20 protein-coding genes and 5 pseudogenes are annotated in these 25156 nt (G+C 69.4%); 15 read left to right on the top strand and 10 right to left on the bottom strand.

Features of this window, described 5'->3' with window-relative positions:
* Window positions 1–34: 34 nt before the first annotated feature.
* Window positions 35–976, top strand: a complete 942-nt coding sequence (locus C7T91_RS17515; protein WP_108260372.1) for a hypothetical protein — start codon at window positions 35–37, stop codon at window positions 974–976.
* 8 nt (window positions 977–984) lie between these two features.
* Here C7T91_RS17515 and C7T91_RS17510 read toward each other — a convergent pair whose 3' ends face one another.
* Window positions 985–2916: a leucine-rich repeat domain-containing protein gene (locus C7T91_RS17510; protein WP_108260371.1), complete on the bottom strand. Its 1932-nt coding sequence runs from the start codon at window positions 2914–2916 to the stop codon at window positions 985–987.
* 68 nt (window positions 2917–2984) lie between these two features.
* Complete coding sequence (locus C7T91_RS39625) at window positions 2985–3251, bottom strand: hypothetical protein (RefSeq protein ID WP_407943307.1); 267 nt, start codon at window positions 3249–3251, stop codon at window positions 2985–2987.
* A gap of 1590 nt (window positions 3252–4841) precedes the next feature.
* Here C7T91_RS39625 and C7T91_RS17500 point away from each other — a divergent pair.
* Together C7T91_RS17500 and C7T91_RS37945 are read left to right on the top strand one after the other, a co-directional pair.
* A pseudogene (locus tag C7T91_RS17500) lies at window positions 4842–5258 on the top strand (transposase); the annotation flags it as partial.
* A gap of 148 nt (window positions 5259–5406) precedes the next feature.
* Entirely contained in the window at window positions 5407–5532 is a 126-nt protein-coding gene (locus C7T91_RS37945) for a hypothetical protein (RefSeq protein WP_269102265.1), read from the top strand.
* On the opposite strand, the gene C7T91_RS17495 is transcribed toward C7T91_RS37945, so the two are convergent.
* The 3 genes from C7T91_RS17495 to C7T91_RS17485 form a co-directional block, all read right to left on the bottom strand.
* Window positions 5533–6081, bottom strand: coding sequence for an RNA polymerase sigma factor (locus tag C7T91_RS17495; RefSeq protein WP_108260370.1), 549 nt, complete (start codon window positions 6079–6081; stop codon window positions 5533–5535).
* Window positions 6082–6197: 116 nt separating this feature from the next.
* The gene (locus C7T91_RS17490) at window positions 6198–6710 is read right to left on the bottom strand and encodes a flavin reductase family protein (protein WP_161555965.1); all 513 of its coding nucleotides are present in this window, start codon (window positions 6708–6710) and stop codon (window positions 6198–6200) included.
* Complete coding sequence (locus C7T91_RS17485; protein WP_161555963.1) at window positions 6707–7108, bottom strand: FadR/GntR family transcriptional regulator; 402 nt, start codon at window positions 7106–7108, stop codon at window positions 6707–6709. The genes C7T91_RS17490 and C7T91_RS17485 overlap by 4 nt, the downstream gene beginning before the upstream one ends.
* Before the next feature lie 43 nt (window positions 7109–7151).
* Between C7T91_RS17485 and dnaA the strand changes: the two are divergent.
* Together dnaA and dnaN are read left to right on the top strand one after the other, a co-directional pair.
* Window positions 7152–8267: pseudogene (dnaA, locus tag C7T91_RS17480) on the top strand (chromosomal replication initiator protein DnaA); the annotation flags it as partial.
* Window positions 8268–8406: 139 nt separating this feature from the next.
* The gene (gene dnaN, locus C7T91_RS17475) at window positions 8407–9525 is read left to right on the top strand and encodes a DNA polymerase III subunit beta (protein WP_108260368.1); all 1119 of its coding nucleotides are present in this window, start codon (window positions 8407–8409) and stop codon (window positions 9523–9525) included.
* Window positions 9526–10708: 1183 nt separating this feature from the next.
* Here the strand turns inward: dnaN and C7T91_RS17470 are convergent.
* The 4 genes from C7T91_RS17470 to C7T91_RS32695 all read right to left on the bottom strand — a co-directional run bounded on the left by C7T91_RS17470 (window position 10709) and on the right by C7T91_RS32695 (window position 12203).
* Window positions 10709–11062, bottom strand: coding sequence for a hypothetical protein (locus tag C7T91_RS17470; protein ID WP_145962926.1), 354 nt, complete (start codon window positions 11060–11062; stop codon window positions 10709–10711).
* Window positions 11063–11115: 53 nt separating this feature from the next.
* On the bottom strand, window positions 11116–11424 hold the full coding sequence (locus C7T91_RS17465) for an urease subunit beta (RefSeq protein ID WP_108260366.1): 309 nt from the start codon (window positions 11422–11424) through the stop codon (window positions 11116–11118).
* A 283-nt stretch (window positions 11425–11707) separates the two neighbouring features.
* Window positions 11708–12010, bottom strand: coding sequence for an urease subunit gamma (locus C7T91_RS17460; protein ID WP_108260365.1), 303 nt, complete (start codon window positions 12008–12010; stop codon window positions 11708–11710).
* Between the two features lie 16 nt (window positions 12011–12026).
* Complete coding sequence (locus C7T91_RS32695) at window positions 12027–12203, bottom strand: hypothetical protein (RefSeq protein WP_161555961.1); 177 nt, start codon at window positions 12201–12203, stop codon at window positions 12027–12029.
* Window positions 12204–12253: 50 nt separating this feature from the next.
* Between C7T91_RS32695 and C7T91_RS36045 the strand changes: the two genes are divergently transcribed.
* Window positions 12254–12718 carry a DUF4384 domain-containing protein gene (locus C7T91_RS36045; RefSeq protein WP_236638304.1) on the top strand — a complete coding sequence of 155 codons (465 nt, stop codon included), beginning with the start codon at window positions 12254–12256 and terminating at the stop codon, window positions 12716–12718.
* A 51-nt stretch (window positions 12719–12769) separates the two neighbouring features.
* On the opposite strand, the pseudogene C7T91_RS39620 reads toward C7T91_RS36045, so the two are convergent.
* Window positions 12770–13534: pseudogene (locus C7T91_RS39620) on the bottom strand (tannase/feruloyl esterase family alpha/beta hydrolase); the annotation flags it as partial.
* Between the two features lie 20 nt (window positions 13535–13554).
* Between C7T91_RS39620 and C7T91_RS17450 the strand changes: the two are divergent.
* The 9 genes and pseudogenes from C7T91_RS17450 (at window position 13555) to C7T91_RS17410 (ending at window position 25155) form a co-directional block, all read left to right on the top strand.
* Window positions 13555–14913, top strand: coding sequence for a DNA repair protein RecN (locus tag C7T91_RS17450; RefSeq protein WP_145962925.1), 1359 nt, complete (start codon window positions 13555–13557; stop codon window positions 14911–14913).
* A gap of 14 nt (window positions 14914–14927) precedes the next feature.
* Window positions 14928–17333: a ligase-associated DNA damage response DEXH box helicase gene (locus C7T91_RS17445; protein ID WP_407943306.1), complete on the top strand. Its 2406-nt coding sequence runs from the start codon at window positions 14928–14930 to the stop codon at window positions 17331–17333.
* Window positions 17330–18316: a carbohydrate ABC transporter permease gene (locus tag C7T91_RS17440; RefSeq protein WP_108260362.1), complete on the top strand. Its 987-nt coding sequence runs from the start codon at window positions 17330–17332 to the stop codon at window positions 18314–18316. The genes C7T91_RS17445 and C7T91_RS17440 overlap by 4 nt, the downstream gene beginning before the upstream one ends.
* Window positions 18313–19146, top strand: a complete 834-nt coding sequence (locus C7T91_RS17435) for a carbohydrate ABC transporter permease (protein ID WP_108260361.1) — start codon at window positions 18313–18315, stop codon at window positions 19144–19146. The genes C7T91_RS17440 and C7T91_RS17435 overlap by 4 nt, the downstream gene beginning before the upstream one ends.
* A 17-nt stretch (window positions 19147–19163) precedes the next feature.
* Entirely contained in the window at window positions 19164–20168 is a 1005-nt protein-coding gene (locus tag C7T91_RS17430) for an ABC transporter ATP-binding protein (RefSeq protein ID WP_108260360.1), read from the top strand.
* Window positions 20169–20185: 17 nt separating this feature from the next.
* Window positions 20186–21856: a glycoside hydrolase family 13 protein gene (locus tag C7T91_RS17425; protein WP_108260359.1), complete on the top strand. Its 1671-nt coding sequence runs from the start codon at window positions 20186–20188 to the stop codon at window positions 21854–21856.
* 222 nt (window positions 21857–22078) lie between these two features.
* Window positions 22079–23155: pseudogene (locus tag C7T91_RS36040) on the top strand (hypothetical protein); the annotation flags it as partial.
* Window positions 23154–23228 (top strand): annotated as a pseudogene (locus C7T91_RS39615) (EF-Tu C-terminal domain-related protein); the annotation flags it as partial. The pseudogenes C7T91_RS36040 and C7T91_RS39615, both read left to right, overlap by 2 nt.
* Before the next feature lie 193 nt (window positions 23229–23421).
* The gene (locus tag C7T91_RS17410; protein ID WP_108260358.1) at window positions 23422–25155 is read left to right on the top strand and encodes a calcium-binding protein; all 1734 of its coding nucleotides are present in this window, start codon (window positions 23422–23424) and stop codon (window positions 25153–25155) included.
* Window position 25156 lies beyond the last annotated feature (1 nt).

Below are 25156 nucleotides of genomic sequence, written 5' to 3'. Positions count from 1 at the left end.
CATTCCCCAGCGTCATCTGATCCTGGGGGCTTGCATGCCGAAGCTGAAATTCAAGATCGCCTTCGCCGCCCGGTCCGACAACACGCCCTCGGAGGGCGGCTGGACCTACCATCACGTGCTGCCCTGGCGGTACTACTACCTGATGGGCTACGTGATCGCGAACGTGGCGCGGCTGCGCTACCTGACCACGGACTACACGATCAAGGACGACGCGCTGGCAGCGGCCATCAAGGCCGAGAAGGCCGCGTCGGGCAGCAAGACCAAGGACGAATTCGGCGACGAGGCGGCGGATTTCCTGCGCGAGATCCGCGAAAGCGGGCCCGCGCTCCTGCGGCTGCTCCAGCCGCTGCACGGATCGGCCGCCGGCCGCGAGCCGAATTCGATCCAGCAATCGATCATCTCGGCAGGGAAATTCGACCTCGGCGCGATCGGCAATCTCTGCGGCGCGCCGAGATTCGGCGGCTTCCTCGGCATGGCCCCGGAACACCGCGCCGCCGATCCGGGCGACCTGCCCGAGCGGCTGAAGCCGCTCTCGGCCGACGAGGGCTGGTGGGGTCTGCTGGCGGTGCTGTCGGAGACGGTTTCGGGCATCTGCCCCGCCATCGCCGGAACGAAAGCCGGAGAGACCAAGGATGCCGCGCTGGACGTGAAGCAGTTCCGCCTGCTCCTGGAAACCGTGCGCAAGCTGACCGACAGCCACAATTCCAAGCCGAAGAAGATGGATGCCGCAGACTGGTACATCGACAATACCGGACACGGGTCGCGCCACGACTGGGCCTATCTGAGCGGCATCCGCGACGCGCCGGGGGCCGGCACCTGCGGCAAGATCTTCGCGATCCGCACCGGCGACATCCCGCAGTCGGGCCTCGTCGTGCCCGGGGCCGAGATCGAGGGCTGCAGGCTGGACTACCGGGTGTTCAGCCCCAGCGCCGGCGACCGCAAGCACCTGAAATTCTATCCGCGCCCGAAAGGCTGAACCCCGCGTCAGTCCGCGGCAGCAACCGCGATGCCCCGGATCCGGCAGGCCGCGGCCACCGCCGCCGCGACCTGGTCCTCCGGCGTCGCCGGAGCCCCGCCCGCCTCGGCGAGGTCGGAATAGGTCTCCTTGGGCGCCTGCCCGCCGCCGACCTTCTTGAGCACCTGGGTCAGCTGCGACAGCCCGCTGAACACCTTGTACCAGAACGGCCCGCCGAGCCCGATCAGGAAGCCCGCGATCGCCACATTGGCGAACCAGATCGGCAGGCCCGACCACCAGGGCTCGCGCAGTTCGCCCGCCACGCAGGCAAGTGCCGGGCGGTCCGCCGCCACGCCCTGCTCGGCCGCCAGCTGCTGCGCCTTGTTGATCGCCGGGGCGATCAGGCAATGCGGGTAGTAGGTGAAGCCGATCGGCAGCGCGGCATTTTCCGCAAGCAGCCCGAGATTGTCGTCGACGAGCTTGCGCAGTTCCGCCAGCTCGTCCTCCATGGCGCGGATCTCGCCGGCCCCGGCGCCCTCCTCCCTGGCCGCGGCCAGCGCCTGCTCCCGCTCCGAAATGCTCGACAGGATGTCCGGCGACGCATCCAGCAGCGCCTCGCGGGCGCTCCGGTCGGTCATCACATGGACGAAGACCCGCCCGGCATCGATGTTGAAGGCCAGCGCCACCAGGAAGGCCATGAGGATCGACATCGACTGCGCCTTCTTGCGGTAGCGCTCCTGGCCGAGCAGGCGGTAGCGGGCATAGGTTTCGACCAGGAGCCGCCATTCGCCCTCGGTCGCGAGCTGGCTGCCATAGGGCTCGAGCCGGGCGAAGCGCTCGGCGAAGCCGCGGGGGCTGAGCGTGTCCACCCGCAGCACATTGCGCAGCTTCACCTCCGTGTCCGCCTCCCCGTCCGGCGCCGCGGCCGGGGCCAGGCTGTCGAGGAAGACCTTGTAATGGCTGGCCGGCGCCAGATCGGCGATCCATTGCCTGGCGGTTTCGGCGACGCCCGGCTTGCGGCGCAGCTCCTCCAGCGGGCCATGGACCGGATTGAAGGTCAGCTCGTCGACGAGGCGCGGGATCCAGTCGCGGCGCGCACCGCCGTTGCGCAGCGCCAGCTGCGGGACCTGGCCCGCCGCCACGTCCCGGATCATCCGCGCCAGCGCGACCGCGAGGAAGGCCTGCCGCGTCCGCCGGTTACGCAGCCAGGCTTCGGTCAAGCCGCTGACGATCGTCGCCAGCACGATCATCACGACGGAAAATGCCAAGGCGCCTTCGAGAATTTCCATGCCGCCCTCCCGATGACAGCCCCGGGCAACGCACCCTTTCCCTAACGGAATACCGCAGCGGTTCCGGTCCTGGCAAGCATGGCCTTCCCGGCCGGACCATGGCAGGGAGGCGGCATGGCCCTGTCCAGACGCTCCCTGTTCCTCGCCGCCGGCGCCGCTGCCATCGCCCTCGGCGTGCCACGCGCGATCCGGCATTTCGCGCCGCTGCCCCCGGCCCGGCCGATCCCCGGGCTCTCCGGCTTCTCGCAGATCGAGACCGGCGGGATCAGCCTGCCCCCCCGTGTCGAGCACGGCCTGTGTTCCGCGGCTGCGGAACGGCGTGGCGGCCGGGTCGGGCAGGACCGGCGCGGCGGCCGCGGGCGGGTTGTCGCGGAAGAAGATGCGCAGGTCGCGGGCATCCATCAGCGGTTCCAGCTCCTGGATCAGCCGCAGCGCCGGGGTGTTCACCAGCTGGACGATCTGCAGCCCCGGCAGCCGGGCCAGCACGTCGATATCGGTGATCCCGGTATTGCCGAGGTCGAGCGAAGACAGCCGGTCGAGCTGCGCCAGCTCCGGCGGCAGCCGGTCGAGCCCGGCAAGCCCGTATAAGCTCAGCTCGGCCGCCCCGCTGGCCTCTGCCTCGCGGATGCGCCGCAGCGCCTCTGCCTGATCCGTTCCGTTGTCCCCGGGCATGGCCGCTGTCCTTCCGCTGGCTCTCCGGCGCGGAAACTGGCGCTGCGGCCTGCCGGGGTCAAGCCGTCTCAGGCGGCGCGGGCGGCGGGCAGCACCGTGTCGGCGAAAAGCGCCATCAAATCGCCGAAATAGCCCTGGCTGCGCGCCGGGCGCGTCGGGTCCGAGGTGATCACCACCGACAGCGCGAGGTCCGGCACCACCGCCACGACCTGGCCGCCATAGCCGCGCGCCAGCGCGTACCCTGGCGGTTGCCGCCGCCGGCTGGGCGGGTGTCCGTTCACCCGGAGATTGCCCCGCCATCCAATTTCCGCCACCTCCGAGACACGACCGACCATCGAAGCCTGCCGGACTTCGCGGACAATGCCGCTCGTCCGGCACTCCTTGCTCCGGAAGGATCGCTTTTCCCCGGCGGACTCGGCGACCTTGCCTGCGCCTGCCGCCTGGGCATTCGGCACGGCCGAGCGTTCCCGGGAAGATCGTCTCGGCAGCACCGACCGCGTCCTCCATCCCGGACCGCCGCTTGAATGCCTGTGGAAGCGCCGCCCGGATTCTGCGGAGGAAAGCGATGACGGCCGTGTGGCAGTCCTCGGTCTGCCCAAGCCGCGGAAGCCGCGGAGCAGGCGGGTGCCGCTGAGCCGGGGGGCGCTCGGCACGCGCTGCGGTTTATCGGCCTCATGGGGGGCGATGGCGCTGATGCCCAGTCCCGTGTCCGGGCTCTTCCGGAGCGATGTCTGCTCACGTCGGGGAACCAGGCGCCCCCGCCGATCGCCACGCGGCCCGGAGCGGCGGTGCGACATGGCCGCCGTCATCTGTGGGCCCGTACCCCGTCCTTGGGACACATATGGCAAGTGCCACCCGGCGCCGCCATGTTCCGGAGCCTGGCGCTCCGGAAATCGAAGAGCCTTAACTCGTCCGGGGAAATTTTTCCCTCACTCGGGCGAGATTGTGCCCGTTGCCTCGCCGGATATGCTCCGGGCTTCCCGCTTCGGAAACCTGCGGCGTGCGACCGGGCCGGGCCGCGGCCCGGCACGCTGCGGCACATTGCGATGCAGGGCCGATTGCCGCTTCGGCGCGATTGCGTCGTGCCGGACGAAGATGCCCCGCTCCGGCGCATCAAGCTGTCAAGAGGGTCTTGGCGGAGCTCGAGGGCCGCCCATGCCTGGGGCGGGGCCGCAGCCCGCGTTCCTCCGCAGCCTCCATATCCCGGCGGAGGGCCGCGACACGGCAGATGCCGTCCGCAGCGACGGCTGTGCGATCAGGATCGCATGGAGCTGTCCGAGCCCCGCGGCTCGTTCGGCGGCGGCGTCCCAGGCGGATTGCGCGGAAAGCCGCGGCGCGGCGAGGAGGGCGGGCAGGGCGAGGAGCGTGGCGCGTCTGGTGATCATGGCGCGATCATGCGCGAGCCGTCTCCGCCCGGCCAGTCACGAGCCGGTGAGATCAGGCGATGCCGCGCGCCCTGAGGACCTGCATTGCCGCGCGTTCCTAAGGGGGGCGGGACTCCCCTTTTGCAATCCGGCGGGCTCATGGCCTTGCATCACGAAGTCCGGACCTGGCCTGGCTGGACAAGGATAGACCTGGCGCGCCCTGAAGGCGGCAAGCCGGGGCGTCTGCCGGTGTTCCCTGAATGAGCAGGACCCGCAGGCGGTCAGGGCGAGTCCGGTCCGGTCCGCGCAGGCGGCAAATCCTCCGGCGGGGTTCGCTCCGGTCCTCTGCGGAAGGCAAACTGTCCCGGCGGACAGTTTGGGGAGGGAACGGGCGGACCCCCTGAGGGCCCGACGGGCGGAGCCCTCCCCGGCGAATGCCATCCGGGTCTGCCTCACGGTGACGGTCCTGTTCGGCTTGCTGATCCGGCAGATCGAGCCACGGGAACGCCATCGGTCCGAGTGAGTTGTCCATCGTGGCGCCACCGGTTCGAGCCCGATGGGCGACGGCGCGGCGGAATGGTCGCCAGAATCCTCCAGGTGGCAGGGCTGGACTGGCCGATGCCTGATGTCTCCACGCTCTGCCGCCGTCAATGCGTGACGGCCCGTGGCCCCAGTGGGGCCGCGAAGGCCCGTCGAGCAATCGCGGTCCAGCTTTCGTCGCGCCGGGCACAGGGCCCGCTCAGCCTCCGCGTGGACAGCTCCGGCATCAAGTTCCTTGGTGACGGAGAATGGCTGGCCAGGAAGCACGGCACGCAGCGGCGACGCCGGGACCGCAAGGTCCATCTGGCGATGGACCCGGCCACCGACGACATCCGGGCGGCGGAGTTCACGTCCGGCCGAGAGGGCGACAGCCCCGTGCTGCCGGACCTTCTGGCCCAGAGCCCCGAGAACGGGGACCTCGGCACCGTTGCTGGCGAGTTGCCAGCGGATGCGCCGTCACCCATCGGGCTCGGACCGATGGCGCCGCGATGGGCGCGACGCCCGACGGCCCGGTCCTGCAGGTGGCTTTCGATGCAGGAGCGACCGCGGAGGCGGCACCGCGCTGCTGCAAGCTGCCGGAGCCAAGGTGGTCGATGGCCCGAGCGCGATCGGGCTCTACACGCTGGGCTTCGCGGACGAGGCGGCGCGGTCAGCGGCCGAAGCCTCCCTTGCCGCACGGCCCGACCTGGTTGCCGCGGTCTCGCGCCCCTGATCAGGCGCGCCTCCCCAGGCAATGCATCAGCGCCCGCTTGGCGTGGAAGATCCGGGTCTTGACGGTGCCTGCGGGAATGCCCTCGATCTCGGCGATCTCGTCATAGGGCAGCTCGTCGTAGAAGGCGAGGCGGATCACCGCCAGCTGCGCCTTCTTCAGCTTGGCAAGGCAGGCGCGCAGTTTCGAGGCGTCCTGCGCAGCGCCGATCACCGCAACCGCATCCGGCGCGTCATCGGCGCTTTCGGGGACATCCTCGACATAGGACAGGCGCGAGGAGCGGCGCCACTGGTCCGAGAGCTTGTTGCGCGCGATCGCGAAGATCCAGGTCCGCACGCTGCTTTTCCCGGCGAATTTCGGGGCGCTCCGCCAGACTTCGAGCATCGCCTCCTGCAGAACGTCCATCGCGGTCGCGTCATTGCCGCAGCGCAGGCGCAGGAAGGCGTATAGCGCGTCGTGATGGCGCGCATAGAGGCGGCGCATCGCGTCGCGGTCGCCGCGGGCCGCGCCCGCGAGCAGCGTCCTGTCTTCCTCGGGGGGCGGCACAGCCATGGCGGTCGGTCATCCCGGTTGCAGGTGGTTCCTGCCAAGCGCATACCCCCTGCGGGGCCCGCTTGGCAAATAGCCGCATGCCGCATGGCCCGGGCCGCCGCCCCGCCCCCGCCGGATCAGGCCGAGAGGGCGGCGGGATAGCTGAAGGTGCCGGAAGTATAGACCAGGCTGCGGGCGCTGTCGTCCTGCCGGATCGCGGCGACGCGGCCGATCAGGATGGCATGGGTGGGCGAGTCGTGCTCGCAGTCGAGATGGCAGTCGAAGACCGAAAGCGCGTCCTCGAGCACCGGCGCCCCCGTCGCGAGCCGGGACCAGGCCCCGCCCGCGAAGCGCTCTGCGCCATAGACCTTGGTCATCCCGGCAAAGCGTGCGGCGACGGCGCTTTGCGCCTCGGTCAGGAAATTCGCCGAGAAGCATCCATTGGCGCGGATCGCGGGCAGGACCTTGCTGTTGCGGTTGATGCAGGCGAGGATCATCGGCGGGGCATCCGAAAGCGAACAGACTGCCGAAGCCGTCAGGCCCTGGCGCGCGTCGCCCTCGCCGGTCGCGATCACCGTGACGGCGGTGGCGGGCAGGCGCATCGCCGCGCGGAAGGCGGCGGCATCGACGGGCGGGATGTGATCGGTCATCTTGGGTCCTCTCTGTCTGTCGCGGCGCTGCCGCCGTTGAGCCATGTCAGGATCGCCGACAGATGGGTGCGCATCACCCGTTCTGCTTCGGCGGCATGGCGGTCGCGGATGGCGGCGGCAATCTGGTCGTGATGGCGCCAGCCGGTTTCGTCGGTATAGGCGGGCAGGCGCGTCCGGAACGCCTCGTCCCGGGTCAGTTCCAGGATCTGCGCCAAGAGGTTGGCCGCCAGCGCATTGTGGCAGGCGGCGGCAACCGCGCCGTGGAAGGCGATGTCATGTTCGAGATCGAAGACGCCGGGCTCGGCCGCGGCATGGGCGGCGAGGATGGCGTCGATCTCGGCCGGGGTGCCGCGCACCGCGGCCAGCCGGGCGATCTCGGGTTCGATGAGCAGGCGCACCTCCCAGACCTCGGCCGGGCTGGTCAGCTCGGCGAGCTTCTGGCGCCCGCTGCGCCCCGCCGCTGCCCCGGCCGAGACCGCGCCTGCCCGTCCGCGCGGTTCGCTGAACGGCACCGATGTCCACGGCGCCGCGCTGGATGCGCGCTACACCTTCGACACCTTCGTGGTCGGCAAGCCGAACGAGCTGGCCCATGCCGCCGCGCGCCGCGTCGCCGAGGGCGGTCCCGTGACCTTCAACCCGCTGTTCCTCTATGGCGGCGTCGGCCTCGGCAAGACCCACCTGATGCACGCCATCGCCTGGCACATGCGCCAGCAGCAGCCCGACCTGAACATCCTGTTCCTGTCGGCCGAGCAGTTCATGTACCGCTTCGTGCAGGCGCTGCGCGAAAAGCAGATGATGGATTTCAAGCAGCTGTTCCGCTCGGTCGACGTGCTGATGGTCGATGACGTCCAGTTCATCGCCGGCAAGGACTCCACCCAGGAGGAGTTCTTCCACACGTTCAACGCGCTCGTGGACCAGAACAAGCAGATCGTCATCTCCGGCGACCGCACCCCGACCGAGATGTCGGACATGGAGAACCGCATCGTGTCGCGGCTCCAATCCGGCCTCGTCGTCGACCTGCACCCGACCGATTACGAGCTGCGCCTCGGCATCCTGCAGCAGAAGGTCGAAGCCTATGCGGAGCAGTATCCGCAGCTCTCGATCGAGAACGGCGTTCTGGAGTTCCTCGCCCACCGGATCAGCACCAATGTCCGCGTGCTCGAAGGCGCGCTGATGCGGCTCTTCGCGATGGCCTCGCTGGTCGGCCGCAAGATCGACATGGCGATGACCCAGGACTGCCTGGCGGACATCCTGCGCGCCTCCGAGCGCAAGGTCTCGATCGACGAGATCCAGCGCCGCGTGGCCGAGCACTACAACATCCGCCTCTCCGAAATGATCGGCCCGACCCGCGTGCGCACCGTCGCCCGGCCGCGCCAGATCGCCATGTACCTGTGCAAGTACATGACCACCCGCAGCCTCCCGGAAATCGGCCGCCGCTTCGGCGGGCGCGACCACACCACGATCATGCATGGCGTGAAGCGCATCGAGGAACTGAAGGAGAAGGACACCCAGATCGCCGACGATCTGGAGCTGCTGCGCCGCTCGCTCGAGGCCTGACGCCCGCAGCGGTGTGGTCATTCTGCCGCATCCGCGGGCATTCGGCGTTAGCGCCTGTAAAACCGGCCGAAAAGGGCTTGAGCCGACGGGCCGTTAGGATAGTGTCGCAATCCCGTCCCACCGGAAAAGGTTGCGCGCCATGAGGATCAGCATCGAACGTGCCGCACTGCTTCGCGCGGTCTCCCAGGCACAGTCCGTCGTCGAGCGGCGCAACACGATTCCGATCCTCGGCAACGTGCTGATCGAGGCCGAGGGCGCCGACGTCACCTTCCGCGCGACCGATCTCGACATCGAAGTCGTCGACAAGGCCCCCGCCATGGTGGAGCGGGCCGGCTCGACCACCGTCTCGGCCGTGACCCTGCATGAAATCGTCCGCAAGCTGCCCGACGGCGCGCTGGTGACGCTGAATGCCGACCCGTCCTCGAACATCGTCACGGTGGAAGCCGGCCGGTCGCAGTTCCAGCTGAACACCCTGCCGAAGGAAGACTTCCCGGTGATGCCGTCGAGCCAGTACAGCTCGACCTTCACGGTGAAGGCCGAGGTGCTGCGCCGCCTGTTCGACAAATCGAAATTCGCGATCTCCACCGAGGAGACCCGCTACTACCTCAACGGCGTCTACATGCATGTCGCCGAATCCGAGGAGGGCCGCGTGCTGCGCTGCGTCGCCACCGACGGCCACCGGCTGGCCCGGATCGACGCGGAGCTGCCCTCGGGCGCCGAGGAAATGCCGGGCGTGATCGTGCCGCGCAAGACCGTGGGCGAACTGCGCAAGCTGCTTGACGAGGACGAGGCGGAGATCGAGGTCTCGGTCTCTGAAACCAAGGTGCGCTTCGCCACGCCCGACGTGACGTTGACCTCCAAGGTCATCGACGGCACCTTCCCGGACTACACGCGGGTGATTCCGGCCAACAACCCGAAGCGGCTGGAAGTCGATGCCAAGGATTTCGCCAAGGCCGTCGACCGCGTCGCCACCGTGTCTTCCGAGCGCTCGCGCGCCGTGAAGCTCAGCATGGACGAGGACCGGCTGGTCCTGTCGGTCAACGCCCCCGACAGCGGCGCCGCCGAGGAAGAGCTGGCCGTGGCCTATGGCGACGAGAAGCTGGAGATCGGCTTCAACGCGAAATACCTGCTGGAGATCGCCTCCCAGGTCGACCGCGAGAATGCCGTCTTCATGTTCAACAGCTCCGGCGATCCGACCCTGATGCGCGAAGGCTCCGACACCTCCGCCGTGTATGTCGTGATGCCGATGCGGGTCTGACGCCGCCCCACCCCGAAATTCCGAACCGCGCCCCGGAGGCGCGGTTTTTTTTGGCCCTGCGGGAGCGCGGCCATCCCCCTTGGGACCGTAGCAGGCAAAGCTGCCCTCCGGGACCAATCCCTGCGCTCCGCCCAAGACCGGCCGCGCCCGCCCCGATGGCCGCGCCCGGAGAACAGGCACCGGCCTGCCCCATGCCGAAACCGGCGCGGTCGGCATCCACCGGGTTCTCTGCAACCGCGGCCAGAAGCAGATCGGCGCCAACGGCCCGCTGTCCAAGGCGAGCGCGCCACCTTGGACTGTCACAGGTGGCGCGCACGGCTTGGACCACGACCTTCCGGGAGCCGTCACGGCTGGCGCCGCGCCCTGCAGGACGCGGCCTTCTCCGAAGCGAGCCGACCGCTTCCCTCCTTGGGCGGCCTTCACATCCCTCCGCCTCTTGGCGGACCCGGTTGCGGACCTGGTCCGGACCGCGATGCAATGCACCAGATTGGCCAGCGCCCGGCATGGCCTGATGTACCCCAGCCGCGTTCGCCCCCACCATGCGCCGCATTTCCGACCCTCCGGCCTGCGGCGCCACCGATCCGGGCGCCACTGGCCGCCGCGCAGCCGGCAAACTGACCGCAACGCTCCATGCCAGGCCCCGGTGAAGCCGCTACCATTTTGGGCGCCCGGTATCCGGCAGGGGCACGCTGACCGGTCCGGCTGGCGCAGCTCGCAGGCCATCAGGCGTTTGCCGGGGCTGTGGCCGGGCCCCACCAGCAGGGCTAGGCTCCACATGCCTGACAAGGCGCAGCGCCGCCGCGGATGCCTCGGAGACGCTCCGCCGGAGCCGCATGGCCCTTTTTCCGGGATCGCGGACGGGCTGGCCTCGTCAGGCCGGGAGGCACGAACCGTCATGATCCTTGCCATGTTGCTCAAGGTCCAGAGGACAGCCCGCCGCCGGGCCATGACCATGGCAAGCCCGGGCGGTTGAACGGGCCGAACTCGCGGATCGGGCCGTCGACCGGCATCCGCCTGTCAGCGTCGCTCTCGCAGGACATGCGGCGCAATGCACGGCCAAATGGGCGAACGCATGGCGCGCGTCTTGGCCGGCGCGACGCGCGGCATCCGGGCGCGGAGGCGAACCGGATTGCCTCCAGGGCGGACGCAACGGCGCCTGCCGCTCATCTCAGCCCGCTGAAGGTCAGAGCCCCCTCCGGGCCGACGGACTTGCCCAGGGAGGCCGCGCGGGAACACCTGGGCGGCGCGCCACCGGCGTGCCTGCCGGTTTCGGCGTGCTCGGCACGGCCTTCAGGACCGGCTTTTCGGCTTTGGGCGCTGCCGCGGCAGGCGCGGGCTTCGCTGCGGCGACCTTCGCCTTCGGGGCGGGCTTGGCCGCCTCTTCCCTCAGCTGGCGCGCGGCGGTCAGCCCGATATCCCAGGCGGTGCAGGCGCTCATCATCTTCATGGTCATGTCCATCTGCGCCTCGGCAGAACGGAGCCACAGCTCCATGCCGTTGCGCCACATGTCCATCGGTGTCACGAATTGTTTCTGCATGTCTCCCCAGACTCCAAGTTTGGCCGGCTTGCCAGAGCACATATTCAAGAACATCAGTCAAGCGCCCCCATCACGGCCTGGTTGAACCCGTAGACCTTGCGCGCGCCCGACAGCGGCACGAGCGTCACGGTCCGGCTCTGGCCCGGCTCGAAGCGCACGGCGGTGCCGGCCGCGATGTCCAGCCGCTTGCCGCGCGCCGCGGCGCGGTCGAACTGCAGCGCGGCATTGGTTTCGGCGAAATGATAGTGGCTGCCGACCTGGACCGGACGGTCGCCGGCATTGGCAACCTCCAGCTCGGTGACGTCTGCGCCATCGTTCAGGGTGATGTCGCCGTCGGCGGTCATCACTTCTCCAGGAATCATGCGGAGCTCTCCGTTCTCTGCCGGTCCGGCGTCTCGGCCGGTCCCGTTATCCCCTGCGCCGGCGGCGCATGTCTCTGCGGAGGTGCGCCCCTGCACGGGGGCGGCGGCCTCCGGGACAGGCCGGCCGTTGCTGCCGCCCTGTCCATATTACCTTCGCGAAACCGCTGCCTGCTTCCAGTCCGGCGATGCGCAGGCCCAAACTAAACGGAGCTCTGCCCAAAGAATAGCCGAAAGCGAATGGGTGGCGCCATTTCTGCAGCGTTACTTGGTCGCGAACCCGGGCTCAGCGGATCGGGTGATGGACGGTCACCAGCTTGGTGCCGTCCGGGAAGGTCGCCTCCACCTGAACGTCATGGATCATCTCGGGGATGCCCTCCATGCACTGCTCGGCGGTGACGACATGGGCGCCCGCTTCCATCAGGTCGGCGACCGAGCGGCCGTCGCGCGCGCCCTCGACCACGTAGTCGGTGATCAGCGCGATGGCCTCGGGGTGGTTGAGCTTCACCCCCCGCTCCAGCCGGTTGCGGGCGACCATCGCGGCGAGGCTGACCAGCAGCTTGTCCTTTTCGCGGGGGGTCAGGTTCATGTCGTTCCGTCCTTCTTCAGATCGTCCAGACGCGGGGCAAGGGCTGGCCCCGCAATTCGTCGAGAACCCGCGCCATCCAGCGGCGCAGGTCGAATGGCTTGGCCGCGAGGGCGCGCAGCACCAGCTTGCCGTCCCAGCCGGAGGCCGCGGCGCGGATGCCGGGCGCCTCGCAGAGCGGCAGAACGCGGGTCACGAGATCGGGCGCATGCGGCGCGATCAGCGCCGGCGCCGGGCGGCGGCGCGGTGCGGTTCGGCTTCGGCGGCACCGGCTCCGAGAACCCCTCCGGCGTCTACCATGTCGGCGACAATCCGGTGATCGACATCCGCCTGCCCGAAGGGGTGTCGGACGGCTATCTCTGGGTGTCGATCGTCGATGTGAAGGGGCTGGTGTTTCACTTGCTGCCGAACCGGGTGCGGCCGGAAAACGCGGTGGCGGAGCTGCGCGGCGAGGCCGAGGACGGCTGGCTGCGCGTCGCCTATCCGGCGGCGCGGGCGCAGGCCGAGGGGGTGATCGCCTTCTCGGTGGATGACAGCGTGCTGGGCAAGTCGAAGCTTTTGGTGCTCTGGACGCCGGACCGGATTTTCGGCGAGCTGCGGCCGGTCACGGAATCCGCCGAGAGCTATGCCGATGCGCTGGCGGCGGCCGTGGCGGAGGGCGGGAGCGGCGGCTACCGGCTGGACAGCGCGATCCTGGTGACCGAGCGCTAGCCCGGCCCGGCCGCCGGGGGCAAGCCCGGCGGGCAGTTCGTCATTCCCCGCGCGGGCGGTGGCTTCGACGGCCTCGGGCGCGCGGCCTTCCTCGACCCAGGCTTCGAGCGCGGCGAACAGGTCGAACCCGTCGGCGGCCGGGCCGCCGGTGCAATGGGTCATCCCGGGCACCGGATGGAAACGCGCGAACTCCGCCGCCGCGAAGCCATTGTTCCTGTCGAGCTTCGCATGCCAGTCCGCGGTGTCATTGACCGAGAAGACCGGGTCCGACACGCCGTGGAACAGGATCATCTTCCCGCCCGCCTCGCGGAAGGCCGCTAGCTCGGGGTCGTCCGAGCCGGGCGGCGTCATCAGCGCCATCGGGCTTTCCGGGAAGGCGTCCGAGACGGCATGGATCCGGCCTGCTTCCGCAGCGAGGTCGAAGACCATCAGGAAGGCCTCGAGCGCCTCGGGGGTCCCCCCGACCTCGCTCGGCGGCACGGTGAAGACGCGGGCCAGCGAGGCCGCCCCCATGGTTGCGATGACCGGCCGGTGGCCCCAGGCCGGGATCGGGCTTTCCAGCTTCCACATCCGCCAGTCTTTCGCTTCGATCCCGGCATCCCAGGACCACTCCGCATAGAGCGGCGCGCCGACCGGTCCGCGCGGCCCGTCGAGCACGGCCTCGAGCGCCGCGAGCTTCTCCGGCGCGAGGCAGGCGCCGGCCTGCAGCGGCAGCCCCCGCGGCGGCCCCGGCTCCGGCGCCGTCCCATGGCGGCGGCGTCTTCTCGACCGTCTTCGGCGGCGTTCTCGCCGCGCTGGTCGGCTTCGGCGCCGCACAGTTCATCAAGGTCGACTGGATGGCGATGACCGGCCTCGGCAAGGACCCGGTCGCGGCCCAGCTGGAACAGGTCGAGGCACGTCTCGGCCAGCTCGAGACCGACAATGCCGGCTCGGTCGAAGCCGCCGTCGGCAATGTCGCGAGCGGGCTGTCCGGCGAGTTCGGCAGCATGTCCGGCCAGTTCGAAGAGCTGGTCTCGACCCTCGGCGGGCTGCAGGAGTCGGTCTCGGGCACGCTCGGGTCCGTCAACGAAACCCTCTCGGGCGCGCGGGACCAGATGGAGACCGTTGCCACCGCGATGGGCAATGTCGATTCGCGCCTGGCCAGCTTCGGCGAGCGGATCGGCGGGCTGGACCAGCGGCTTGCCGAGGTCGACCAGCGCCTCGTGGCGGTCGAGCAGCGCCCGCTGGTGGAAAGCTCCGACACCGCCCGCGCGGCGTTCGATTCCTATGAGCGGCAGCTCGAGGAGCTGCGGGCCATCCTGGCGCAGCAGCGCGAGGATGCGGACGGGCTGGAACAGCGCCTGACCGACATCTCCGCCGCCTCCGCCGCCGAGCTGACCGCGATGCAGGAAGCCGCGCAGGAAGACTTGGCCTCTGCCCAGGACGCGGCGGCCGCCCAGGTTGCGGCGGCCGAAGAGCGCCCGACAGAACCCGCGCAACCCGCCCTTGTCGCGGAGCCCCCGGCGCAGGGCCAGCGCTCAGGGGTGGTAGCGCTGGTTGGCTTCGATGGAGAGCGGCGAGAGCGGCTTGGCTTCGGGCAAGGTCCAGCCCGAGCGCCCCCGGCCGACCAGATCGCGCATCGCGACGGTGTCGCCACTGTCCAGCATCGCCAGCGGCACGCCCATGCTGCGCATCCGGTCCCTGAGCCCGCGGCCGTCTCCGACCAGCCAGATCCGCTGTGCATAGGGGCCGACCAGCTGCGCCGTCGATGCCGCGCCGAGAAAGGCGAAACTGCGCATGCCGTGATGCTTCATCGCCAGGGTCGCCATGTCCTGGGCCCGCCGTCCGGTGCAGGTCACGGCAGCGCGCAGTCCCAGAGCCTCGCAGAGCCAGAGTGCCCAGTCCTGCGGCAGGGATGTCAGGAGCTCGGCCTGCCCGCGGAACCGCCGCCAGAGCCGGAGAAGCTCCAGCGCCGGACGGTTGATGCGCAGATCCGCCGGATCGGGCGCCGCCAGCTGCGCCTCGGGCACCGCCAGCAGCCCGTGATCGAGATCGACCACCAGCGGCTTGGGATAGCGCAGGTGGAAGGGCGGCTGGGACAGGGTCGGGGCGGGCACGGCGGACCTCGTTCGCAAGGACCGCCCCAGCATGACCGGGCGCCGCTAATTTTCGGTTGCCGCCGCCTCTGGCCGGAGCCGCCGCTGCGGACTACCTGAGGGGCGTGACAGAGATGCCCGATCATATCGCCCGCTGGATGGCCGCGCGTGGCTGGACGCTGCATCCCCACCAGGCCGGGATGCTGGCGGCCAAGGACCTGCCTGCGCAGCTCCTGATCGCGCCGACCGGGGGAGGCAAGACGCTGGCCGGGTTCCTGCCGACGCTGGCCGAGCTCGGCCCCGCGCCCGGACCGGGGCTGCATACACTCTATGTCTCGCCGCTGAAGGCGCTGGCCGCCGATATCCGCCGCAATCTCGAAGCCCCGATCGCGGGCAGCGGCGCCGCGATCCGGGTGGAGGACCGCACCGGCGATACCAGCTACACGGCCAGGCGGCGGCAGCGCGCCGACCCGCCGCATATCCTGCTGACCACGCCGGAAAGCCTGGCGCTGATGATCTCCTATCCGGATGCGCCGCGGATCTTCGCCGGGCTGCAGCGCATCGTGCTCGACGAGATCCATGCGCTGGCCGCATCGAAGCGCGGCGACCAGCTGATGCTTGCGCTGTCGCGGCTGCAGGCGCTGTGCCCCGGGCTGCGCCGGGTCGGCCTCTCGGCAACGGTGGAGGACCCGCCCGCGCTGGCGCGCTTCCTCGCCCGCCATCCCGATCCCTGCCCCGTCCTGACGGCGGATCCCGGTCCCGAGCCGGATATCGCGATGATGGCGCTGCCCGAGCCGCCGCCCTGGGCGGGGGGCGGCGGGCGCTACGCCATCCGCCAGGTGCTCGAAGAGGTGAAGCGCCACCGCACCACGCTGATCTTCCACAACACCCGCGCGCAGGCCGAGATCTTCTTCCGCGAGCTCTGGCTGCAGAATGCCGACGGGCTGCCGATCGGCATCCATCACGGCAGCCTCGCCCGCGAGCAGCGGCAGAAGGTCGAGGCGGCGATGGCCGAGGGCGCCCTGCGCGCCGTGGTCTGCACCGGCTCGCTCGATCTCGGCATCGACTGGGGCGATGTCGATCTGGTGATCCAGATCGGCGCGCCGAAGAACGTCAAGCGGCTGGTGCAGCGGATCGGCCGCGCCAACCACCGCTACAACGCGCCGTCGAAGGCGCTGCTGGTGCCTGCCAACCGCTTCGAGGTGGTCGAATGCCAGGCGGCGCTGGAGGCGGCCGCGGCCCGCGACCTCGACGGCGATCCGCGCGGGCCGGGACCGAAGGACGTGCTTTGCCAGCATATCCTGATCGCCGCCTGCGCCGGAGATTTCCATGCGGACGACCTCTATGCCGAAGTCACGCAGGCCGGGGCCTATGCGGGTCTGAGCCGGGAGGATTTCGACGCCTGCCTCGATTTCTGCGCCACCGGCGGCTACGCCTTCCGCGCCTATGACCGCTGGCAGCGGCTGAAGCAGCGCGACGACGGCCGCTGGGGGCTGCGCGATCCGCGCGCGGCGAAGCTCATCCGGATGAATCTCGGCACGATCCAGGACAGCGATCTGGTCAAGGTGCGGATGCGCGGCCGCGGGCCAAGCCTGGGCGAGGTGGAGGAGGCCTTCGCCGCGACGCTGACCCAGGGCGACAGCTTCCTGATGGGCGGCCAGGTGGTGCGCTACGAGGGGCTGCGCGAGATGACAGTCGAGGTCAGCCGCGAGAAAGGCCGCGAGCCCAAGGTCGCGGTCTTCGGCGGCACCAAATTCGCCACCTCGACGCAATTGTCGGACCGTATCCTCGCCATGCTGGCGCAGCAGGACTGGCCCGCCCTGCCCGGCCATACCGCCGACTGGCTGCGGCTGCAGGCCGAGGTCTCGCAGATGCCGCGGCGCGACCGGCTGCTGGTCGAGAGCTTCCCGCATGACGGACGGCACCATGCCTGCATCTACGGCTTCGCAGGCCGCAACGCGATGCAGACGCTGGGGCTGCTGGCGACGCAGCGGATGGAAAGCCTCGGGCTGGCGCCGCTGGGCTTCGTTGCCAGCGACTATGCCGTGCTGATCTGGGGGCTGGAGCCGCTCGAGGATCCGGCGCCGCTCTTCGCCGCCGGAAACCTGCGCGAGGGGTTCGAGACCTGGCTCCGGGGCAATGCGGTGATGAAGCGGACCTTCCGCTCCGTCGCCACCATTGCCGGGCTGATCGAGCGCAACCATCCGGGCAGCCGCAAGACCGGACGGCAGGCGACCTTCTCGACCGACATCCTCTATGACACGCTCAGGAAATACGACCCGGACCACCTGCTGATGCAGATCACGCGCGAAGAGGCGCTGAAGGGCCTCGTCGATTTCGGCCGGATCGAGGAGATGCTGGCGCGGATCGGCGGGCGGATCGACCATGTTCGGCTCGGCCGGATCACGCCGCTGGCCGCGCCGCTGTTCCTGGAAGCGGGCCGCGTGCCCGTCGACGGCGCCGGACGCGACCGGCTGATGGAGCAACAGGCGGCGCGGGCGATGGACCCGGCCGGGCGACAGTCCCGGGAGACCCCATGACCGACATGACCGCCCCCCTGACACAGGCCCGCCCGAGGGCCCTGCGGCAGGAGCCCGATCTCGAGGCCCGCCGCCGCCGCGCCGCCTTCTGGTTCCTCGCCCCGATGCTGGCCATGCTGGTCTGCGTCGCCGCCTGGCCGCTGGCCCGCTCGATCTATTTCTCCTTCACCGACACCACGCTGACCAGCCTCTATGACGGCCGCTGGGTCGGCTTCGACAACTACCTGAGCTACCGCCAGCTCTCCTCGGGCCGCGCCGTCTGGCGCGGCACGCTGGCCGATCCGGCCTGGTGGAACGCGGTCTGGAACACGGTCCGCTTCGCCGCGATCTCGGTGTCGCTGGAAACCGTGCTGGGGCTGATGGTGGCGCTGGTGCTGAATGTCCGCTTCCCGATGCGCGGCCTCGTGCGGGCGGCGATCCTGATCCCCTGGGCGATCCCGACCATCGTCTCGGCCAAGATGTGGGGCTGGATGCTCAACGACCAGTTCGGCATCCTCAACGACATGATGCTGCGCGCCGGGCTGATCTCGGAGAAGATCGCCTGGACCGCCAATGCCGAGACGGCGATGGCGGCGGTGATCCTGGTCGATGTGTGGAAGACCACGCCCTTCATGGCGCTGCTTTGCCTCGCCGGGCTGCAGATGGTGCCGCGTGACATCTACGAGGCGGCGAAGGTCGACGGCGTCCACCCGGTCAAGGTGTTCTTCCGCGTGACCCTGCCGCTGGTGCGCCCGGCGCTGATGGTGGCGGTGATCTTCCGGATGCTCGACGCGCTGCGCATGTTCGACCTGGTCTATGTGCTGACGCCGAATTCCTCGGCCACCAAGACCATGTCGATCCTCAGCCGCGAAAACCTGATCGAATTCGACAAGTTCGCCTATGGCTCGGCGCAGTCGACGCTGCTCTTCGCGCTGATCGCGGTTTTCGTGAGCCTTTACATATGGCTCGGCAAGGTGGATCTCGGCGGGAGGAAACCGGCATGACCGCGCTCGACATGACGAAGAAGGCCGGTTTCGCGCTGGCCGTGGCAACCATCGTGACCGTCTCGGTCTTTCCCTTCTACTACGCCGTCATCACCAGCTTCGAGACCGGCACCGCGCTCTTCGAGGTGAACTACCTGCCGCAGGGCTTCGATTTCGGCAACTATCTCGCGGTGCTCGGCCAGCAGGCCTTTCCGCGGAATGTGCTGAACTCGGTCTTCATCGCCACGGCGACGGTCGGCGCCTCGCTGCTCCTCGCGGTCACTGCCGCCTATGCGCTGTCGCGGGTGCGGTTCCGCGGCCGGGGGCTCCTGCTGATGACCATCCTCGCGGTGTCGATGTTCCCGCAGATCGCGGTCCTGTCGGGGCTTTTCGAAATGGTCCGCTTCCTCGGCCTCTTCAACACGCCCTGGGCGATGATCCTCAGCTACACGATCTTCACCCTGCCCTTCACCGTCTGGGTGCTGACCACCTTCATGCGCGACCTGCCGGTCGAGATCGAGGAGGCCGCCATCGTCGACGGCGCCTCGCCCTGGGTGGTGATCACCCAGGTCTTCCTGCCGCTTCTGTGGCCTGCGCTGGTCACCACCGGCCTGCTGGCCTTCATCGGCGCCTGGAACGAGTTCCTCTTCGCACTGACCTTCACCGCCTCGGAAACCACCCGGACGGTGCCGGTCGCCATCGCGCTGCTGTCCGGAGCGTCGCAGTTCGAAACCCCCTGGGGCACCATCATGGCGGCGTCGGTGATCGTCACCGTTCCGCTGATCGTCCTCGTCCTCATCTTCCAGCGCAAGATCGTCGCGGGCCTGACGGCCGGCGGGGTCAAGGGCTGAACCGGGAGACCCGAAACATGGCACATATCCAGCTCAACGACATCCGCAAATCCTACGGCGCCGCCGAGGTGATCAAGGGCGTCGACCTCGAAATCCGCGCGGGCGAGTTCATGGTCTTCGTCGGCCCCTCGGGATGCGGGAAATCCACGCTGCTGCGGCTGATCTCGGGACTGACCAGCATCAGCTCGGGCGACCTGATGTTCGACGGCGCGCGGATGAATTCCAAGGTGCCCTCGGACCGCGGCATCGCGATGGTGTTCCAGTCCTACGCGCTCTATCCGCACATGACCGTCTACGAGAACATGGCCTTCGGCATGAAGCTCGCTAAATCCGGCAAGGCGGCGATCCGCGCGCGCGTGGAGAAGGCGGCCGAAATGCTGCAGATCGGCCATCTGCTCGACCGGCTGCCGCGGCAGCTGTCGGGCGGGCAGCGCCAGCGCGTCGCCATCGGCCGCGCCATCTGCCGCGATCCGCGGGTCTTCCTGTTCGACGAGCCGCTGTCCAATCTCGATGCCGCGCTGCGCGTCGCCACCCGCCTGGAAATCGCCAAGCTGCATCACGAGATGGAGCAGACCACCATGGTGTATGTCACCCATGACCAGGTGGAGGCGATGACGCTGGCGGACCGGATCTGCGTGCTGCGCGACGGCAAGGTGGAACAGGTCGGCACCCCGGCCGAGCTCTACGAGAAGCCCAATTCCACCTTCGTCGCGGGCTTCATCGGCTCGCCCAAGATGAACCTGCTGACCGGCGAGGTCGCGGGAGACTTCGGCTGCCGCACGCTGGGCATCCGCCCCGAGCATGTCGACATCACCGCCGAAGGCGCGCTCTGGACCGGGACGGTCGTCCATGCCGAGGATCTGGGCTCCGACACCTATCTCTATGTCGATGTCGGCGCGGAGGAGCCGGTCGTCGTCCGCCGCGAGGGACGCCGCGCCGTGGCGCTCGGCGAAACCCTGGGCCTGCGCCCCCGCCCCGAGCACCTGCACCGTTTCGATGGCGGCGGCCTGCCGCTGCACTGAGCCCCGGAGGACACCCCATGCTGCATGATCCGCCCCCCCTGAAGGACGCGACGCGCTGGTGGCACGCCGCCACCGGCTACCAGATCTATCCGCGCAGCTTCGCCGACAGCAACGGCGACGGCATCGGCGACATTCCCGGCATCCTCTCGAAGCTCGACTACCTCGAAGAGCTGGGGATTGGCTTCATCTGGCTCTCGCCGGTCTACCGCTCGCCGATGCGCGACAACGGCTACGACATCTCGGATTACCGCGGCATCGCCCCGGAATTCGGCACGCTCGAAGATTTCGACCGGCTGGTGGCCGAAGCCCGGGCGCGCGGCATCGGCATCGTGATGGATCTTGTGGTCAATCACAGCTCGGACGAACACGCCTGGTTCCGCGCCGCCTGCCGCTCGCGCGAAGCGCCCGAGCATGACTACTACATCTGGCGCGACCCCGCCCCGGATGGCGGCCCGCCGAGCGATCTTCAGGCCTGCTTCGGCGGCTCCGCCTGGACCTATGTGCCGGAAACCGGGCGCTGGTATCTGGGCTATTTCAGCCCCGGCCAGCCGGACCTGAACTGGCAGAACCCGGAGCTCCGCCGCGAGATCCACGACATGATGCGCTGGTGGCTCGACCGCGGCATCGCCGGGTTCCGGATGGACGTGATCAGCCTGATCGGCAAGGACGTCGATGCCGGCATCTTCGAGGAAGGCCCGCATCTGCACGGCTTCCTGCAGGAGATGCACCGCGAGGTGCTGGCCGGGCGCGACCTGCTCGCGATCGGCGAAAGCTGGTCGGTCAGCCGCGATACCGCACTGCTCTATTGCGGGCGCGGCCGGGCCGAGCTCGACATGGTGTTCCAGTTCAACCACGTGGTCGAGGGCTGGGACCCCGAGCACGGCAAGTGGCAGCCGAAACCCTTCGATCTCGGCCGCTTCCGCGCGGTGCTCGACGGCTGGCAGGAGACGCTGGGGCGGGATGGCTGGAACGCGCTCTTCCTCGGAAATCACGACCTGCCGCGCCAGGTGTCGAAATATGGCTGCGACGGACCGCTCCGGGTCGCGGCCGCCAAGATGCTGGCCACGGTCACGCACCTGATGAAGGGCACGCCCTTCGTCTACCAGGGCGAGGAGATCGGCATGACCAATGCCGCCTTCTCCGACATCGGCGAGTTCCGCGACGTGGAGACGCTCGGGCATTACGAAGCGGCGATGGCGCGCGGCATGTCCCCCGAGGCCTTCATCGCGGGCGCCAACAGCAATGGCCGCGACAATTCCCGCACGCCGATGCAATGGAGCGCAGCCAGCCAGGCGGGCTTCACCGCGGGCACGCCCTGGATCGGGGTCAATCCGAACCATGCCGCGATCAACGTGGCCGCCGAACAGGCCGATCCCGGCGGGATTCTCGCGCATTACCGCCGCCTCATCGCGCTGCGCCGCGAACTTCCGGTGATCGTCCATGGCCGCTACCGCCCCGTCGCGCCGGACCATCCCCAGGTCTTCGCCTATCAGCGCGAACTCGAGGGCGAGCGGCTGGCGGTGATCGCGAATTTCTCCGCCGAGCCTGCGGTGTTCGAGGTGCCGCAGGAGATGCAGGGGACCGGGCGCTGCCTGCTCGCCAGCCACGCGCCGCGCGCCGCGCTCGGAACCCGGATGGAGCTTGCCCCGTATGAGAGCTTCGCGCTCCTCTGTCCCGGCACCATGTGAACGGAGTTCGCCNGCAGAGCCGGGGCGCCCAGCCGCTCGCCTCCGGCCCGCTGGAGCTGACCGGCCGCAGCCTGATGGAGGCCGGGATCGCCCTGCCGCTGTCCTGGCCCGCGACCATGTGGGTGATCGAGGGCGAACGGCTGTGACCTCGGTCCGGTCTGGGCAGGACACGGGGGCGGCCATTGCGCCGGCCCCGGCAACCGCAGGGAAAGGAGGGATCGCATGCCCCTGACACTCGACGGCAAATGGATCTGGGACAGCTGGTACCTGCAGCAGGACGGGCGCTGGCATGCCTGGTTCCTGCAGGCCGACCGCGCGCTCGGCGATCCCGAGCTGCGCCATTTCAACGTCTCCCAGGGCCATGCGGTCAGCGACGACCTGAAGAGCTGGAGCTACCTGGGCACCTCGCTCGCGCCGCAGCAGACCGGCTTCGACAGCATGGCAACCTGGACCGGCTCGGTCGTCACCGGACCGGACGGGCTGCACCACCTGTTCTATACCGGCTGCGACCGGGCCGAAGGCGGGCTCTGGCAGCGCATCGGCCACGCGGTCAGCCGCGACCTGCACGCCTGGGAGCGGGTGGGCAGCGGGATGTGCCTCGACCTGACCGGCCCTGCGGCGGTGCATTACGAGGCGGAACACGCCGCCGGCCATTGGCCCGACCGGGCGATGCGCGACCCCTGGGTGATGCCCGATCCCGAAGGCGGCGGCTGGCTGATGTACTTCACCGCCCGCGTGCCCGGCCGGGCGGAGCCGAACGAGGGCGGCGCCATCGGCTTCGCCACCTCGCCGGACCTGGTCGAATGGACCCTGCCGATCCTGTCGCGCGACCCGGACGGCGGCATGTTCGGCCCCGAGCCGGTGCCCGCCGATCTCCATGTCGACCCGGACCACCCGGTCGCCCGCCGCATCGCCGCGCTGTCCGAGCCGCGGCTGAGCCTGCTGCGCCGTCCCTTCGACGAGAAGACCGGGCGGCTGAAGGCCGAGATCCCGGTCGATGCGGTGCGCGCGCTGAAGCGGTTCCTCTCGATGTCCGCCGCCGATGGCGGCGCCCGCGTGGTGATCGTCGATGCCGCCGACGAGATGAACACCTCCGCCGCCAACGCGCTTCTGAAACTGCTCGAGGAGCCGCCGAAGGACACGGTGCTGATCCTCGTCAGCCACCAGCCCGGACGGCTGCTGCCGACGATCCGCTCCCGCTGCCGGGTGCTCAGGCTGCCGCCGCTGGCGCCCTGGGCGATGGCCGAGGCGCTGGCCCATACCGGCGCCGACATTCCCGGCGAGCAGGCCGCGGTCGAACGGCTGGCGCTTCGCCATCCGCGAAGGCGGCCGCACCGTCGGCGCAGGCGTCGTCTCCAAGATCATCGAGTAATCTCGGCGATCGCCGCTGCTCTGCGGAGCGGACAGGTTTCCGAAAGGCCCCGGCATTGCCGGGGCCTTTTGCGTTCCGGGCGCGCGAGACCGAGACAATTCAAGGTAAATTTCCGGCCGGGAGCGGGCGGGAATAGGGACTATCTTAGGAAAATCCGCGGCACCCTCGGAACGCGCATTCCAGGGAGGCTCGCATGGCCCAGGCCCGCTATCTGTCCGTCTTCCGGTATCCCGTCGCCGCGGATCTGCCGGTCAACATCACCCATATGGCGCCGACGCTCTTCGGCTATGCCGACGGCACCCGGCAGGTGCTGATCCAGGGCAGCTTCTCCTACCAGTATTTTCCGGGCTATGTGCTGCCGATCGGCACCGCGGCCAGCTTCACCGTCAGCGAGAGCGGCGTCGACATCTACACCGTGACCGGCAGCTTCCTCGATGCTTTCGCCTTCGGCTACACGCCGATCCACGACCATGGCGGCCTGGGCATGCTGCAGGTGCTGGAGGAGTACCTGTTCCGCGAGGCCGACGAGATGACCGGCACCGACCTGGCGGATTCGCTTCAGGGCTTCGGCGGCGACGACGTGATCTTTGCCGGGCTGGGCGAGGACACCGTGCTGGGCGGCATCGGCCAGGACACGATCGACGGCGGCATCGGCTCGGACCATGTCGACGGCGGCCGCGGCGACGACCTGATCATGGGCCAGAAGGGCATCGACACGCTGATCGGCGGGGCCGGACGGGACACGATCCATGGCGGGCTCGGCCCTGACTGGATCGAGGGCGGCGAGGATGACGACGATATTTCCGGCGACGAAGGCGCCGACAGCATCAAGGGCGGCGAGGGCAATGACCGGATCTTCGGCGGCTTCCGGTCCGACGTGATCAGCGGCGGGCCGGGCGATGACGACATCATGGGCGGGCTGGGTGCCGACGCGCTGTCGGGCGACGAGGGCGACGATTTCCTGTTCGGCTTCAACGGCCGCGACACGCTCATCGGCGGGACGGGCAACGACACGCTGATGGGCAGCGCGGGGGGCGACTGGCTCAGCGGCGGCGAGGGCGATGACGAGATCGTGGCCGGCATGGGCCATGACAATGTCTGGGGCGGCGAGGGCAATGACCGCATGTTCGGCCGCCTCGGCAACGACACGCTGCGCGGCGACGACGGGGACGACCGCATCTTCGGCGGCGCCAGCGACGACCTGATCTTCGCCGATGCGGGCAATGACGTGATCCGCGGCGGGCTCGGCACCGATACCTACACTTTCCAGACCGACCGCTACGGCGTGGCCTTCTCGCTGGCCATCACCTCGGTCCAGGCCAGCGGCAGGTACGGACGGGACAAGGTCTCGGCGATCGAGAACCTGACCGGCGGCTCGGGCGACGACACGCTGGCCGGGGACGGCCGCGCGAATGTCGTCGATGGCGGCGGCGGCGACGACCGGATCGACGGCGCGGACGGCAATGACAGCCTCGAGGGCGGCCATGGCGACGACACGCTCGAAGGCGGCACCGGCAACGACACGCTGCATGTGGCCAGCGGCTACGGCTACGACATGCTGCGCGGCGGCGAAGGCGACGATCTGCTGGTCGCGGCCGAGATGGGCCATGTCGCCTATTTCGAGGGCCATGACCAGCTGCATGGCGAGGCGGGCGACGACACGCTCTGCGGCGGCTACAACGCCCGCATGACCGGCGGCGAGGGTGCGGATGTCTTCGTCTTCTCGATCCCGGTCACCCGCGACGGCTCGATGACGATCACCGATTTCGAGCCCGGCATCGACCTTCTCGACCTCAGCCAGCTGCCGGCTGGCGCGGCGGTCTCGCTCGGCAACGACTGGGGCGCCGAGATCACCTATGACGGCTACACGGTCGAGATCCTCGTCCGCATGGCCCTGTCGGAGGACGACGTGCTGCTCGCGCTCTGAC

This window comes from Mangrovicoccus ximenensis, from assembly GCF_003056725.1.
Classification (GTDB): Bacteria; Pseudomonadota; Alphaproteobacteria; order Rhodobacterales; family Rhodobacteraceae; genus Mangrovicoccus; species Mangrovicoccus ximenensis.
The sequence above is the reverse complement of the archived record's forward strand: the minus strand, read 5'-3'. Positions and strand labels throughout refer to the sequence as shown.